This window comes from Mycobacterium sp. IDUB_3, from assembly GCF_055419585.1.
On sequence record NZ_JBVAXZ010000001.1, the window covers coordinates 1,912,566 to 1,927,558 of the forward strand.

General features: G+C 68.6%; 13 protein-coding genes. 2 read left to right on the plus strand and 11 right to left on the minus strand.

Annotation, left to right across the window (positions count from 1 at the left end; translation table 11 throughout):
* Positions 1-43: 43 nt before the first annotated feature.
* Together dapC and fdxA are read right to left on the minus strand one after the other, a co-directional pair.
* The gene (dapC, locus tag ACZYVJ_RS08305) at positions 44-1,129 is read right to left on the minus strand and encodes a succinyldiaminopimelate transaminase (protein ID WP_463832901.1); all 1,086 of its coding nucleotides are present in this window, start codon (positions 1,127-1,129) and stop codon (positions 44-46) included.
* A 41-nt stretch (positions 1,130-1,170) separates the two neighbouring features.
* Positions 1,171-1,497, minus strand: coding sequence for a ferredoxin (gene fdxA / locus ACZYVJ_RS08310; protein WP_003875467.1), 327 nt, complete (start codon positions 1,495-1,497; stop codon positions 1,171-1,173).
* A 388-nt stretch (positions 1,498-1,885) separates the two neighbouring features.
* On the opposite strand from fdxA, the gene ACZYVJ_RS08315 reads away from it, so the two are divergent.
* Positions 1,886-2,218: a hemophore-related protein gene (locus tag ACZYVJ_RS08315; RefSeq protein WP_463830567.1), complete on the plus strand. Its 333-nt coding sequence runs from the start codon at positions 1,886-1,888 to the stop codon at positions 2,216-2,218.
* 24 nt (positions 2,219-2,242) lie between these two features.
* On the opposite strand, the gene ACZYVJ_RS08320 is transcribed toward ACZYVJ_RS08315, so the two are convergent.
* The 4 genes from ACZYVJ_RS08320 to mshB form a co-directional block, all read right to left on the minus strand.
* Positions 2,243-3,007, minus strand: a complete 765-nt coding sequence (locus ACZYVJ_RS08320; protein WP_463830568.1) for a maleylpyruvate isomerase N-terminal domain-containing protein — start codon at positions 3,005-3,007, stop codon at positions 2,243-2,245.
* 39 nt (positions 3,008-3,046) lie between these two features.
* Positions 3,047-5,686: a bifunctional FO biosynthesis protein CofGH gene (locus ACZYVJ_RS08325; RefSeq protein ID WP_463830569.1), complete on the minus strand. Its 2,640-nt coding sequence runs from the start codon at positions 5,684-5,686 to the stop codon at positions 3,047-3,049.
* A gap of 96 nt (positions 5,687-5,782) precedes the next feature.
* Entirely contained in the window at positions 5,783-6,244 is a 462-nt protein-coding gene (locus ACZYVJ_RS08330) for a hypothetical protein (RefSeq protein ID WP_463830570.1), read from the minus strand.
* 92 nt (positions 6,245-6,336) lie between these two features.
* Complete coding sequence (gene mshB, locus ACZYVJ_RS08335) at positions 6,337-7,248, minus strand: N-acetyl-1-D-myo-inositol-2-amino-2-deoxy-alpha-D-glucopyranoside deacetylase (RefSeq protein WP_463830571.1); 912 nt, start codon at positions 7,246-7,248, stop codon at positions 6,337-6,339.
* 97 nt (positions 7,249-7,345) lie between these two features.
* Between mshB and ACZYVJ_RS08340 the strand changes: the two genes are divergently transcribed.
* Positions 7,346-7,957, plus strand: coding sequence for a TetR/AcrR family transcriptional regulator (locus ACZYVJ_RS08340; protein ID WP_463830572.1), 612 nt, complete (start codon positions 7,346-7,348; stop codon positions 7,955-7,957).
* Positions 7,958-7,966: 9 nt separating this feature from the next.
* On the opposite strand, the gene ACZYVJ_RS08345 is transcribed toward ACZYVJ_RS08340, so the two are convergent.
* The 5 genes from ACZYVJ_RS08345 to narH form a co-directional block, all read right to left on the minus strand.
* Positions 7,967-9,829, minus strand: a complete 1,863-nt coding sequence (locus ACZYVJ_RS08345; protein ID WP_463832902.1) for an ABC transporter family substrate-binding protein — start codon at positions 9,827-9,829, stop codon at positions 7,967-7,969.
* A 78-nt stretch (positions 9,830-9,907) separates the two neighbouring features.
* Positions 9,908-11,797 carry a translational GTPase TypA gene (gene typA / locus ACZYVJ_RS08350; protein ID WP_463830573.1) on the minus strand — a complete coding sequence of 630 codons (1,890 nt, stop codon included), beginning with the start codon at positions 11,795-11,797 and terminating at the stop codon, positions 9,908-9,910.
* Positions 11,798-11,977: 180 nt separating this feature from the next.
* On the minus strand, positions 11,978-12,709 hold the full coding sequence (narI, locus tag ACZYVJ_RS08355; RefSeq protein WP_463830574.1) for a respiratory nitrate reductase subunit gamma: 732 nt from the start codon (positions 12,707-12,709) through the stop codon (positions 11,978-11,980).
* Positions 12,702-13,370, minus strand: coding sequence for a nitrate reductase molybdenum cofactor assembly chaperone (gene narJ / locus ACZYVJ_RS08360; RefSeq protein WP_463830575.1), 669 nt, complete (start codon positions 13,368-13,370; stop codon positions 12,702-12,704). The genes narI and narJ overlap by 8 nt, the downstream gene beginning before the upstream one ends.
* On the minus strand, positions 13,367-14,983 hold the full coding sequence (gene narH / locus ACZYVJ_RS08365; RefSeq protein WP_463830576.1) for a nitrate reductase subunit beta: 1,617 nt from the start codon (positions 14,981-14,983) through the stop codon (positions 13,367-13,369). The genes narJ and narH overlap by 4 nt, the downstream gene beginning before the upstream one ends.
* Positions 14,984-14,993 lie beyond the last annotated feature (10 nt).

The following is a 14,993-nucleotide window of genomic DNA, read 5'->3' on the forward strand; positions in this document are numbered from 1 at the left end:
ACGCCCGGGCGCCCCAGGCGGTGTGGGTGTGGGTGTGGGTCGGCTACGCGAGCCGATGCACGGCGGCGGCGATCCGCTCGTCGCTGGCGGTCAGCGCAACCCGCACGTGCTGCGCACCACGCGGCCCGTAGAAATCGCCCGGCGCCACCAGGATGCCGCGCTGCGCCAGCCAGGCGACGCTGTCGTGGCACGGCTCGCCGCGGGTGGCCCACAGATAGAGGCCGGCCTCGGAGTAGTCGATCGTGAAACCGGCCGAGCGCAGCGCGGGCAGCAGGGCCGCGCGGCGCCGTTCGTAACGCTCCCGCTGCGCCAGCTCGTGCGCGTCGTCGTCCAGGGCCGCCACCATGGCCGCCTGCACCGGCGTCGGCACCATCATGCCGGCGTGCTTGCGCACGGCGAGCAGTTCGGCGACCAGCTCGGGGTCTCCGGCGACGAAACCGGCCCGGTACCCGGCCAGCGAGGAGCTCTTCGACAACGAGTGGATCGCGAGCAGGCCGGTATGGTCGCCGTCGCACACCGAGGGATGCAGGATCGAAAGCGGCTGGTCGTCCCAGCCCAGCCCCAGATAGCACTCGTCTGAGGCCACCAGGCAGGCCCTGTCGCGCGCCCAGCCGACCACTTTGCGCAGGTGATCCACGCCCAGGACGCGTCCGGTCGGATTGCTCGGCGAGTTCAGGTAGTACAGCGACGGCGATTGCGGGCCCAGCTGGGTCAGCGAATCCGCGCGCAGCACCCGCGCCCCGGCCAGCCGCGCCCCGACGTCATAGGTCGGATACGCCAGCTCGGGCACCACGATCAGGTCCGCGGGGCCCAGGCCCAGCAGCGTGGGCAGCCAGGCGATGAGCTCCTTACTGCCGATGACCGGCAGCACGGCCGCCTCGGTCAGCCCGGTGATGCCGAACCGGCGGTCCAGCGCGCCGACCGCCGATTCGCGCAGCCGGGCGGTGCCCACGGTGGCGGGATAGCCCGACGCCGAAGCGGCGGCGGCCAGCGCCTCCTGAATCACCGGGGCGACCGGGTCGACCGGGGTGCCGACGGAGAGGTCGACGATCCCGTCCCGATGGGCGCCGGCCTGCGCTTTCGCGTCGGCCAGGGTGTCCCAGGGAAATTCCGGCAGGGATGCCGACACCGCCGGCCGGCGCTTTTTGAGCTGGTGTGGCACCGGGTCGCTCAGTCGCCTTCGCCCTGCGGTGGCAGATCCTTGACCACTTGCGGGTCGTTCTCGGTCAAGCCGACCTTGGCCGCGCCGCCGGGCGATCCCAGCTCGGCGAAGAAGTCGGCGTTGATCTGCGTGTACTGGCTCCACTGGTCCGGCACGTCGTCTTCGTAGTAGATGGCTTCGACGGGGCAGACCGGCTCGCACGCCCCGCAGTCGACGCATTCGTCGGGGTGGATGTAGAGCATCCGAGCGCCTTCATAAATGCAGTCGACCGGGCACTCCTCGATACAGGCTTTGTCCTTGATGTCGACACAGGGTTCGGCGATCGTGTACGTCACAGACGTCTCCTCCATGTACTAGTCCGTGTACTAGGGCTGAAATGTTGGGCTGCTGTTCAGCTCGCACCGGCGCGTCCGACCGCTTCGATGAAGCTTCGGTTACTGATACTAGACGTCGCAGATACAGGTCAACCATTTGGCGCGCCTGTCGGTACATAGATTTAAGACCGACAGTCTCGGAGGCCGCGACCGGGTCCCGTTTCGCCGAGGGCGAACACCGCTGACGGGTCGCTGACCTGCGAAGAGTAACGCTCCGGCGGTGGCGGTAGATAGCTCTTGCGTTGCGAGCACGCTCGCGGGGCCTGGTAATCTCATCCGGAGGACGGCAACCGCTGGGCAGATGTTCTCGCCGTAATAGCGGTGCATTAACTGGGGAAGGTGTCCACACATGAGGCTGTCGTTGAGCAAATTGGGCGTTGCGGTTGGCAGCGCGGCGGTGGCGTTGACCGCCGCGGCCGGGGTCGCGTCGGCTGACCCGTCGGACGCGATCATCAACACCACCTGCAACTACGGGCAGGTCATCGCGGCGCTGAACGCGACCGACCCGGCTGCCGCTCAGCAGCTGAACTCGTCGCCGGTGGCGCAGTCCTACATCCGCAACTTCCTGGCGTCGCCGCCGCCGAAGCGCCAGCAGATGGCCCAGCAGATCCAGGCCATGCCGTCGGCGCAGAAGTACTACGACGACATCAACCAGGTCGCGGTCACCTGTAATAACTACTGAGCCGATCGCTTCGGACGAAGCGGGTCAGTAACCACCGAGCAGGCGGCGCACCCGGCCCAGGGTTTCCGGCCCGACGCGGCTGCGAATGCGTGATGGATCGGCGGGCCTGCGGCCCCACAGCAGCAGCACGCGCGCGGCCGCGTCGGTTTCCAGGGTGGCCGGGCCGTCCGGTTCGGCAAAGCCGATGGTGATCTGATCCGGGCCGGCGGCCAGGACGACGTCGTCGGTGCCATCGGCTCGCAGGCTGGCTTCGATGCGCTCACCCGGTTGCAGCTGCTTGCAGCCCTTCACCAGCAGCGGCCTGCCGACGGCGAGGACGCTGTGCGTGGTCATCCACGGCTCGGCCAGCCGGGCCTGGGCTTCCGGCTCGTCGCCGGTGATGTCCCAGCCGTGCAGGACGAGCTCCTCGCGCATGTGCTCGGCGAACCAGGGCACCTTCATGGTGCGGCCCGTCCAGGCGACATCGGTGTCGGCGGGCAGTTCTTCGGCCGCCACCGCGACATCGTTGAGGGTGGCCATCCGGTCCACCAGCGCGTCCCACAGGTCCGCGTCGTTCAGGGCGCGCAACGGGCCCTCACGTTCCTCGAAGCCGCGGGTCGCGACGGGCTCACCCGCCAGATGGCCGCCGAGCACCCGGGCGAGCTCTTCGGCGTTTCCCGCCTGATGGACGACGATGTCGCGCACCGTCCAGGCCTCGCACCAGGTGCCGGCGTCGGGTCCGTGCCTGCGCACCGCGTCCTCGAACGGCGCCCATTCGGGAAATCGGTTGTCGTCGATTCGTCGCTTCACGGCTTCGGGTATACCCGCCGCCTGTGACAAGAAAGCGAACTACGCGGCCAGGGTGGTGTAGTCGGTGGTGCGTTGCCGCCCCGGGCGGCCGATGCCTTCGGCGATCGCCATCAGCTCGGCCACCGTCTTGGCCGAGCCGTATTCCGAACCGGCCATCCGCGAGATGGTCTCCTCCATCAACGTGCCGCCCAGATCGTTGGCGCCGCCGTTGAGCATCACCTGCGTACGCTCGACACCGAGCTTGACCCAGCTGGTCTGGATCTGAGAAATGCGGCCGTGCAACATGATTCGCGCCAGCGCGTGCACCGCCCGGTTGTCGCGGTGGGTGGGCCCGGGACGCGACGCGCCGGCCAGATACAGCGGCGAGCTCTGGTGCACGAACGGCAACGGCACGAATTCGGTGAAACCGCCGGTGCGGTCCTGGATGTCGCGCAGCACGTTGAGGTGGCCGACCCAGTGCCGCGGGCTGTCGACGTGGCCGTACATCATGGTCGACGACGAGCGCAGTCCCACCTCGTGTGCGGTACTGACGATTTCGATCCACAGCGACGTCGGCAACTTGCCCTTGGTCAGCACCCAGCGCACCTCGTCGTCCAAGATCTCGGCGGCGGTGCCGGGGATGGTGTCCAGGCCCGCCTCGCGCAGGCTGATCAGCCACTCACGAATACTCAACCCGCTCTTGGTCACACCGTTGGCGATCTCCATCGGCGAAAACGCGTGCACGTGCATCGACGGCACCCGCGCTTTGACCGCCCGGACCAGGTCGGCGTAGCCGGTGACCGGGAGCTCGGGGTCGATGCCGCCCTGCATGCACACCTCGGTGGCGCCTTCGACGTGCGCCTCCCACGCGCGGTCGGCGACCTCGTCGGCGGACAGCGAGTACGCGTCGGCGTCGCCCTTGCGCTGCGCGAACGCACAGAACCGGCACCCGGTGTAGCAGATGTTGGTGAAGTTGATGTTGCGGTTCACCACGAATGTCACGTCATCGCCGACGGTCTCGCGGCGCAGCGTATCCGCAAGGGCGGCAACGGCTTCCAGCGCCGGACCGTCGGCGGTCGCCAGCGACAGGTACTCGCTGTCCGAGCAGCCGGCGGGGTCGCGTTCGGCTGAGCGCAGTGCGGCGAGCACGTCGGTGTCTAGGCGTTCGGGCGCTTTGGCGCCTTGGGCGGCCAGTTCGTGGACGTGGGCACGAATCGATTCCCAGTCGCCGAAGGCGCTGTCGATATCGCTGCGGGTCTCGGTGTTGCGGCCCTCGCTGTCGATCGCCGAGTTGAGGTCGACCCGGCCCGAGGAGCCGACGTCGTCGGGCTCCTGCCAGGGCATCCCCACCGGGTTGACGTCGCGAGCCAGGCCGGTCGCCGGATCCGCCAGCGCGGTCACGTGTCCCTGCACGCGCGGGTCGATCCAGGCCGAGCCCGCCTGCACGTATTTGGGCTGCGCGGTCAGCCGCTGAACCAGCTCATAGCCGGCCTCGGCGGTGACGGCGGCCAGTTCGTCCAGGGCCGGCCAGGGCCGCTCTGGGTTGACGTGGTCGGGCGTCAGCGGTGAAACACCGCCCCAGTCGTCTACTCCGGCGCCGATCAGTGCCAGGCACTCGTCGCGCGACACCAGGTTGGGCGGCGCCTGAACCCGCATCCCGGGGCCGAGCACCAACCGCGCCACCGCCACCGTCGCCAGGTAGTCCTCGATGCCGGCGTCGGGGACGGCGGCCATCGCGGTGTGTTCCTTGGCCCGGAAGTTCTGCACGATCACTTCCTGCACATGACCGAACTCCTTGTGCGACTTGCGAATCGCGTGCAAGGTGTCGGCACGTTCGGCGAGCGTCTCGCCGATGCCGACCAGCAGGCCGGTGGTGAACGGAATCGACAACCGGCCCGCGTCGGTCAGAGCGCGCAGGCGGACGGCCGGGTCTTTGTCCGGGCTGCCGTAGTGCGCAAGCCCTTTCGTTTCAAACAGCCGTCGCGACGTCGTCTCGAGCATCATGCCCATCGACGGCGCCACCGGCTTGAGCCGCGCCATCTCCGACCAGCTCATCACGCCGGGGTTCAGGTGCGGCAGCAGGCCGGTTTCCTCCAGCACCCGGATCGCCATCGCGCGCACGTAGGACAGCGTGGAGTCGTAGCCACGCGCCTCCAGCCACTCGCGCGCCTCCGGCCAGCGATCCTCGGGCCGATCGCCGAGGGTGAATAGTGCTTCCTTGCAACCGAGTTCGGCACCACGGCGGGCGATGTCGAGGATCTCGTCGGGCTCCAAATACATGCCGGCGCCCTGGGCGCGCAGCTTGCCGGGGACGGTGACGAAGGTGCAGTAATGGCAGCTGTCCCGACACAGGTGGGTGACCGGTATGAAAACCTTGCGCGAGTAGGTGATCGGCAGCCCACCGCCCGGGCCGCGGCGTCCGGCAGACTCCAGCCCCGCGTCGCGCACCCGCGCTGCGCTGGCGCACAGATCCGCGAGATCCGCGCCTCGCGCCGTCATCGCGACCGCCGCCTCGTCGATGTTCAGCGCCACACCATCTCGAGCCCGTCGCAATACCCGTCGCAGCGCGGAGGCACTGACCTCAGTGGAGGCCTTGGCCGGAACCACAGGGTTGGGTAGAGCGGTAGGCTCCTCGCCCGGAGTCAACAGCACCTTTGTGTAACTTCCCGACGATCGAATTTCATCCGTGCGTCCCAACATGTGAAATCGTGGCACCCGTTGGCGGGTCCCGTCTGGGCAACAGTCAACAGTAGCCGCACCCCCGCGCGGGCAAGCGGGCGACATCCCGGCTGAACGTCAGACCCCCCGGCCGCGCCGCCACAGCACCCAGACCGGCGGTGCGACCCCCAGGACCAGCAGCAATAAGGCCCCGTAGGCCATCAGGCCGCGGCCCCCCAGGATGACGTCGTCGGCCGGGCCGCCCATGCTGATCACCGCCACCGTCAGCAGCCAGGTCCACAGCGGCAAGGCCGCGAGCCGCGGGGAGCGGGTCCAGCGACCGGCGGCCCACACCAGCGCCGCGTTCACCAGTCCAGAAATCAGTCCACTGATGGGAAACGGGACCGTCCCGATGTAGAGAGGCAGCAGCAGAGCTCCAGCGAGTGCGGAGAGCACCCCGTCGACCGCCAAGAGGGCCAACACGACGAAACGGATCGCGGGGTCGGTTGCGCCGCTGTCGTCGACGGACGCGACGCGTGGCTTGGTTTCGGTCAGGTCGGGACGCTGTCGATGTTGGACATGATCGAGCCGATGACCCACTGCAGGCTGTCCAGCCGGTCCTGCCAGTGCTGCTGATTAGGGTCCAGGTCGGGGTCCATGCGAATTCCTTCCGTGGCTGCCTGATTGGCAGCCTACCGCGTCGCGGACCCCGGGAAATCAAGCCCTGCGAGCAGGTCCGTTTCCCAGCCGCGTCCGTCGCGCGCCCCCGCGGTGCCGGCGGCCAGGACGTAGTGTTCGTCTCCCAGTATCGGTATCGCCGCGTTGTTGGACAGCGCGCAGGCCCGACCGGTCGGGCCGACCACCACCTGGGTGGCGTGCGCGGCGAGCGCCGCCCGCTTGGCGTCCCGGGCCGCCGGGGCGGTCTCGACGACGGCATCGATGTCGGCGTCGGCATAGCCGAAGGTGAACTCTTCTTTGGGCGGGGTCGACCATTCGGGCCGCAGATCCTCGGGCGTCAGCGAGTCCATGGCCGCCTCGAAGGCGCTCGTCGCGAAGACCGACCAGTAGAACTTCGGCACGGCCCAGGGCTCGCCGGGAAAGTCGGCGCCGACTCCCGGTCCGGCCGCCGCCACGGCGGCCACCGTCACCCGGTGCGCGTGCACGTGATCGGGATGGCCGTAGCCGCCGCCCGGGTCGTAGGTCACGACGACGTGCGGACGCTGCTCGCGAATGACGGCCACCAGCGCGCCGACCGTCTCGCGCTCGTCGGCGTCGATGAATCGTTGCCGGTGCCGGCGTGGTGTGCCGCGCATGCCCGAATCGCGCCAGCGGCCCGCGCCCCCGAGATAGTGGGGCTCGCCGATGCCCAGCGCCCGAAGCGCGGCGGTCAATTCGCCGATCCGGTAGCCGCCGAGCTGGTCCGCGCGATCGACGGCGAGTTCGGCCCAGCGATCGCCGATCACCTCGCCCTCTTCACCCAGCGTGCAGGTGACTACCCGGACGTCGGCCCCGCGGGCGGCGTAGTGGGCGATGGTGGCCCCGGTGCCGAGGCTTTCGTCGTCGGGATGCGCGTGGACGAACAGCAGCCGCGGCGTCTCAGGCATGGACGGCACCCTACCCGTCAGCGGCCCCGATTTCGGCAGCCCGGCGGCTACCCACCGGTAAGCGGCAGATAGGAACGCGCACGGCTACTATCAAGGGGTGCCTCAGCTCACGGACGCAGACCACACCGGCAGCCGGAGCCGTCGGCGAGGTGAGGTCCTCGAACGCGCCCTCTACGAGGCGACCCTGGCCGAGTTGACCGAAGTCGGTTACGGCGGCCTGACCATGGAGGGAATCGCGGCGCGGGCCCACACCGGCAAAGCCGCGCTCTACCGGCGCTGGGACACCAAGTGCGAGCTGGTGCATGCCGCTTTGGTTTTCGCGCTGCCGCCGCTGCCCGAGCTGCGTTCCGGCCGTTCGGCCAGAGAGAACCTGCTGGCGATGTTCACCGCACAGCGTGACCTGCTGGCCGGAAAAACCGGCTTCCCCGGCCTGGACGTGATCCATCAGCTGTTGCACGAGCCCGAGATGCGGGCCATCTTCGCCGATGCGGTGGTGCGGCCGCGCATGCAGATCGTGGAATCGATCCTGCAGGCGGCCATGAGCGACGGTGACCTCGATCCCAAGACGGTCACGCCACTCACCGCGCGGATCGGATCGGCCCTGATCAACCAGCACTTCCTGCTGAACGGGTCGCCGCCGAACCGGCGCGAGCTGGCACTGATCGTGGATACCGTGATCCCGCCGCGGGCGGCGCTGGCCGCCGACTGACGACGCGGGTTACGGCCCGGTCTTGATCCACTGGCCGGCGTCGCCGACGATGCCGACCGGAACCGCACCGGACAAGCTGACGTTCTGCACGCTCGGGCCGGCCGCGACGATCGTGGTGTCCTGCAGGATCGGCAGCACGGTGGACATATTCCACAGCCGCGGTTCCACCGCGGTGATCACGTCGTTGATGTTCTTGGTGCCGTTGAGGGCCGCGTCGATGTTCGACTGGATGCTGCGATCACAGATCCCGGTCAGGTTCGACGGCGCCTGGACCAAGGCGTTGGGATCGGCGGGGCGGCTGGGCGGCGGCGTCGTCGTCGGGGTCGTCGAGGTGGCGGCCGGGCCGGTGGACGGCGCCGGACCGGTGGAGGTGGTGGGCACCGGCGCCGGGCCGTTGGAAATCGGTACCTGGGTCGATTCCAGTGCGCGACAGCCGTATCGGGAGGCGAGCCGGGCCGCCAGGTTTCCGCCTGCCTGATGCCAGCCGACGATCGCGTCCACCCGGTTGTCGTTCAGCGCGTCGTGGTACAGGGTGACCGGGTCCAGCGCCAGCACGGTCGCGGCGATGCCGACGTTGCGCAACCGGTCGGCGGCGGTGTTGGCCACCGCGACTGCGGTCGGGTCATTCGCCGCCACCCCGATGACCAGTGAAAGCTGTTGGCCGTCCTTGCTGATCCGGCCGCGGATGACCTCGGGCGGCCCGGTGTTCGGCGGGGTCGGCTCGGGTGATGCCGAGGAATTGGGTTCGACCTTGTATCCGGCGCCCTCCAGCAACGCCAGCGCGGCCGGCGTCGTCATCGCCGGTGGCGCGGTCGGCTCGTAACCCGGGTCGCTCGGCGCGCGGATCTGGGCCTGGTCCAGGGTGACGGTGTTGTCGCTGCCCGCGCCCACCGCGGCGAGCAGGTCAACGTCGAGCAGCCCCAGAATCGCCTTACGCACTTGCGTGTCAGCGAGTTTGGCCTCGGTGGCCCGCAACGTGAGCTGCATGACCCGCGGCGTCACGATCCGGGCGGTCCGGACGTCCGGGATGGCGGACAGCTGCGCGAACGCCGCCGAGCCGCCATGCACCTGCGCCACCTGGGTGTCGCCGTTGCGCACGGAATCGGCCAGCGCGGCCGGCGCACCGGCGCGCCGGAAGAGAATGAGCGCGGGTTTGGCGGGCGGCCCCCAGTAGCGGTCGTTGCGCGCCACCAGGATCTCGTCGCGCTGCGGGTCGATGCTCTCGACGCGGAACTGTCCGCCGGTGACGGGAAGCGCCCGGGCCAGGCCGGCCGCGAAGCCGCCGGGGACGTCCTTGACGATGTGCGCCGGAAGGATGTTGCTGAACAACTCTTTCCACGACGGATACGGTTCGGCGAAGGTGACGACCGCCTGCTTGCCCCCCTCCAGGGACTGCACGCCGGTGATGAGGTCATACCCGGCCGGGTCGACGACCCCGGGCTGGCTGACCATCTGGTGCCACAGGTACCAGAAGTCGTCGGCGGCGATCGGCGCGTTGTCCGTCCACTGTGCCTCGGGCCGGATCTTGTAGGTCACCGTGAACGGGTTCTGGCTGGTCACCTCGGCCGACACCAGCAGGGTGGGGTCCATCTCCCAGCGTGAGCCGGTCGGCGTGTTGGGGTCTGGGACGGGCCGAAAGGCGCTGGGCAACACCAGCGCGCTGATCGCCGCGTTCACCGGGGACAGGTCGGACAGCAGGTGCGGATTGAAGCCGGCGCCGATCGAGTCGATGCCCATGATGATCTCGCTGACCCGCGGCGGCGGCGGCACCGAGTTGTGCGGCGTATCGGTGCTCTGCGGCGCCGGCGGCGGGTTGACGGTGCAGGCCGACAGGACGAGTCCGACCAACGAGACCAGGCCGCCGAGCACCATGAACAAGCGGCGGACTCGTCTCGGCACGCTGCTCAGGGTATCGAGCAACCGCACAGCAGCCCGTCCGACCACCCGGTGTTAACCCCGGGCCTTGGCGCGCGACCGGCTGCGGGCCCGGGAGGTGGCGTCCAGCTCGACCTTGCGCACCCGCACGATCTCCGGGGTCACCTCGACGCATTCGTCTTGCGCGCAGAACTCCATGGCCTGTTCGAGATCGAGCTCGAGCGGCCTGGCCAACGTTTCGATGACATCGGCGGTCGACGACCGCATGTTGGTCAGCTTCTTCTCGCGGGTGACGTTGATGTCGAGATCCTCTGCGCGCGGGTTGATTCCGACGACCATGCCCTCGTAGGTGTCCTGGCCGGGCTCGACGAAGAACTGGCCCCGGTCGGCGAGCTGGATCATGGCGAAGGGTGTGATGGTGCCGGCGCGGTCCGACACCAGTGACCCGGTGTGGCGGGCCCGGATCTCCCCCGCCCATGGCCGGTAGCCGTCGAACACGGCGTTGGCGATGCCGGTGCCGCGGGTCAGGGTGAGGAAGTCGGTGCGGAAGCCGATCAGGCCGCGGCTGGGCACGATGAAGTCCATCCGGACCCAGCCCGCCGCGTGGTTGGTCATCTCTTCCATGCGGCCCTTGCGGGCGGCCATCAGTTGGGTGATCGCGCCGACGAACTCGTCGGGGCAGTCGATGGTCATCGCTTCGAAGGGCTCGTGCAGCTTGCCGTCGATCGTCTGGGTTACCACCTGCGGCTTGCCGACCGTGAGCTCGAAACCCTCGCGGCGCATCTGCTCGACCAGCACCGCCAACGCGAGCTCGCCGCGGCCCTGCACCTCCCAGGCGTCGGGCCGGTCGATGTCCACGACCTTGATGGAGACGTTGCCGACGAGTTCGGCGTCGAGCCGCGACTTCACCATGCGGGCGGTCAACTTGTGACCCTTCACCTTGCCCGCCAGCGGCGACGTGTTCGTCCCGATGGTCACCGAGATGGCGGGCTCGTCCACGGTGATGCGTGGCAGCGCGTGCGCGTGGTCGGGATCGGCCAGCGTGTCGCCGATCATGATCTCCGGAATGCCCGCGACGGCGACGATGTCTCCGGCGATGGCCTCGTCGGTGGGCGTGCGTTCCACGCCCTCGGTCACCAGCAGTTCGGTGATCTTCGCGTTGGTGATGACGGGATGGCCGTCAACCTCGCGCATCCAGGCGACCTGCTGGCCCTTGCGGATCCGGCCCTTATAGATGCGGATCAGCGCGAGCCGGCCGAGGAAGGCCGAGGCGTCGAGGTTGGTCACCAGCGCCTGCAACGGCGCCTCGGGATCGCCCTGCGGCGGCGGGATGTGCTCGAGCAGAACGTCGAACAGCGGGTCGAGGTTGTCGCCCGCGGGGTTCTCACCATTGGACGGTTCGGTCGTGCTGGCGATGCCTGCGCGGCCCGAGGCGTACAGCGTCGGCAGGCCCAGGGCGTGCTCGGCGGCCTTCTGTGCTTCCTCGTCGAGGTCGGAGGCGACGTCGAGCAGCAGGTCGTGGCTCTCCGAGACGACCTCGGATATCCGGGCGTCCGGCCGGTCCGTCTTGTTGACGACCAGGATCACCGGAAGGTGGGCGGCCAGGGCCTTGCGCAGCACGAACCGGGTCTGCGGCAGCGGACCCTCGGAGGCGTCGACCAGCAGCAGCACCCCGTCGACCATGGACAGTCCGCGCTCCACCTCACCACCGAAGTCGGCGTGGCCCGGGGTGTCGATGACGTTGATGACGGTCGTCGTTCCGTCGGCGTGCTTGCGATGCACGGCCGTGTTCTTGGCCAGGATCGTGATGCCCTTTTCCTTCTCCAGGTCCCCGGAGTCCATCAGGCGCTCGACCGCGTCGTCACCCCGGTGGTGCAGCGCGCCCGACTGCCGCAGCATCGCGTCAACCAGGGTGGTCTTTCCGTGGTCGACGTGGGCGACGATGGCGACGTTGCGAAATAGCACGTCGGTGATTGTGGCAGCGGGGAGCCTTGAAAGGCGAACTGGCGAGCGAACCGGCAGGTGGACAACCCTCGGGTCGCCGACGGCGTCAAGTGTGCGGTGGCGGCGTTGAGTGTGCGGTGGCGGCGTTCCGGGTCGGCGTGTCGCCGCCCTAGCCGCACAACCAAAGCGCAGGACGAACGGTCACCAGCCCCGCCGGCGCGGCGCCGTACCGACCAGTTGGCCCTTGCCCGCCGCCTCGCGGCTGCGGTAGACGATGTAGGGCCGGAACAGGTAGACGACCGGAGCGCTGAACACGTGCACCAGCCGGGTGAAGGGCCACAGCGTGAACAGCACCATGCCGATCAGCGCGTGCAGCTGGTAGTCCAGCGGCGCGTTGATCATCACCTCGCCGTGCGGCTGGAATATCCAGATCCGGCGGAACCACAGGCCCACTGTGTAGCGATAGTGGAACTCGCCGCCGTGCGGGCCGGTGCCGATCAGGTCGCAGTACAGGCCCACCACGATCGCCAGCAGCAGCACGACGTACATCACCTTGTCGCTGCGGCTGGTGGCCATGGTCACGGCCGGGCGGGTGAACCGCCGGTAGATCAGCAACCCGATGCCGATCAGCGTCGCGATGCCGGCCATCGACCCGGCGATGACCGCCTGCAGGTGGTAGAAGTGGTCGCTCATCTTCAGCATCTGGGTGACCCTGGGCGGGACGAGCAGGCCCATCACGTGTCCGGCGAACACCGCCAGGATGCCGAAATGGAAGATGGGGCTGGCGATGCTCAGCAGCCGCGACTCGTAGATCTGCGACGAGCGCGATGTCCAGCCGAACTTGTCGTAACGGTAGCGCCACCAGGTGCCCACGATCAGCACCGACAGCGTGACGTAGGGCGCGATGTCCCAGAACAGGACGTTGCTAAACACTTGGTGTTCCTTTACGGGGTGGCACGGTCAGGTTAAACGGTTGCAGCCCAACGGCTTCCGCCGGTGGTCCGGCTTTCGCCAGCCGCTCGGCGCGGCGAACTTCCTGATCGGTTGCGGCGGGCAGGGTCTCGCAGACCGCCGCGACCGTCGGCTCGTACGGCGACTCGGCGTCGGCCAGGGCGCCGCGCAGCACGTCGATCGGCACGCGGTGCTGGTCAAGCAGTCGCCGCCCCACCTCTGGATCGACGGTGGCGGCGAATTCGAGCACCACCGTCAGATGGTCGGGCGCCTCGCCGCCGGGCGCTGTTACGCCCGCCTCCCGATACGCGGTGGCGAACGCCAGCATCTCCCGGCCGCGGTTGCGGGTATCCCCCGCGGTCCAGTAGGTCAGGTACATCGTGCAGCGCCGGCGCATGTCGAAGGTGGCGACGTAATCCATCGCGGCGGCCATCGGCTCGCGGGCGCGCAGCGCCGCGACCGTCTGCTGCAGCAACGCCGCCGGCGGACCGCTGATGTGGGCGAGCAACCGGTCGACGGCGTCCAGGCGCCCGGCCAACCCGTCGTCGGGATAGGCCAGCAGCAGCGACGCCGCCTGCCACACCAGGCGATCCTGCATCGCCCGGTTGGTGGAGCGCTCCCGCAGGGCCGAGAGCAGTTTCATCGCTGCGGCTCCTCGGGAAACATTCCGGCGGGCACCTGGCCGCCGTCCCAGTTGAGCAGGTTCACCCGGGTGGACGGCCGCATGTTGCCGGGGTCGTCGCCGCGCTGCTGGAGGGTGTGGAAGGTCTCCACGGACACCGGCACCAAATCCGACTCGTACATGCCGGGCCCGCCGTCACCGGTCAGCGAGCAGCCCATCTCCTCGAGATCGCGGGCCTGCGGCGCGAAGGCGGTTGGAATGACATAACGCTCTTCGTATTTCGCGATGGCGAGCAGCCGGTACATCTCGTAGATCTCTTCTTCGGTCAGGCCGACCGAATGCGGGATGTGCGGCTGGGTCTCGCGGCCGAGGTTGATGTCGCGCATGTAGGAACGCATCGCCGCCAGCCGCCGCAGCACGCCCTCGACCACTGCGGTGTCGCCCGCGGTGAACAGCTCGGCCAAATACTGCATCGGGATGCGCAGCGCGTCCAGCGCGCCGAACAGGTTGCCGAGGTCTTCCCCGTCGTGCCCGTCGCGGCTGACCGCGTCGACCACCGGCGAGAGCGGCGGGATGTACCAAACCATCGGCATGGTGCGGTATTCCGGGTGCAACGGCAGCGCCACCTTGTAGGTGTGGATCAGCGCATACACCGGGGAGCGTTGCGCGGCCTCGATCCACTCGTCCGGAATGCCCTCGGCCCGCGCCCCGGCGATGACCTCCGGATCGTTGGGGTCCAGCAGGATCTCGCACTGCGCCGGATAGAGATCGGTCTCCTTCCCCACGGACGCCGCCTGAAGCACCCTGTCGACGTCGTAGAGCACCACGCCCAGGTAGCGCAGCCGCCCCACACAGGTCTCCGAGCAGATGGTCGGCAGGCCGACCTCCATCCGCGGATAGCACAGCGTGCACTTCTCGGCCTTGCCGGTCTTGTGATTGAAATAGACCTTCTTGTAAGGACATCCGGACACGCACATCCGCCAGCCGCGGCAGCGGTCCTGGTCGACCAGCACGATGCCGTCCTCGCTGCGCTTGTACATCGCGCCCGACGGGCACGACGCCACGCAGGACGGGTTGAGGCAGTGCTCGCAGATGCGGGGCAGGTAGAACATGAAGGTTTCTTCGAGCGAGAGTTTGACCTCTTCGCTGATCTTCTTCAGGATCGGGTCCTCGGCCAGGATCTCCGGCGACCCGGCCAGGTTGTCGTCCCAGTTCGGCCCCCACGAAATCTTCATCGGCTCACCGGTGATCAGGCTTTTGGGAGCGGCCGTCGGGAAGGTGTCCCCCGCGGGTGCGGTGGTCAGGTTCTCGTAGTCGTAGGTCCAGGGCTCGTAGTAGTCGCCGATGAGGGGCAACTTCGGATTGGCGAAGATCCGCAGCAGTTTGTGCAACCGGCCGCCGTCCCGTAACCGCAGCCGGCCCTTCTTGTCGCGGATCCAGCCGCCGCGCCACCGCTCCTGGTCCTCATAGGTGCGTGGATAGCCTTGGCCGGGGCGGGTTTCGACGTTGTTGAACCACACGTATTCGGTACCGGGTCGGTTGGTCCAGGCCTGTTTGCACGTCACCGAGCAGGTGTGGCAACCGATGCATTTGTCGAGGTTCATCACCATCGCCAACTGCGCCATGACCTTCATTGCGATCCCC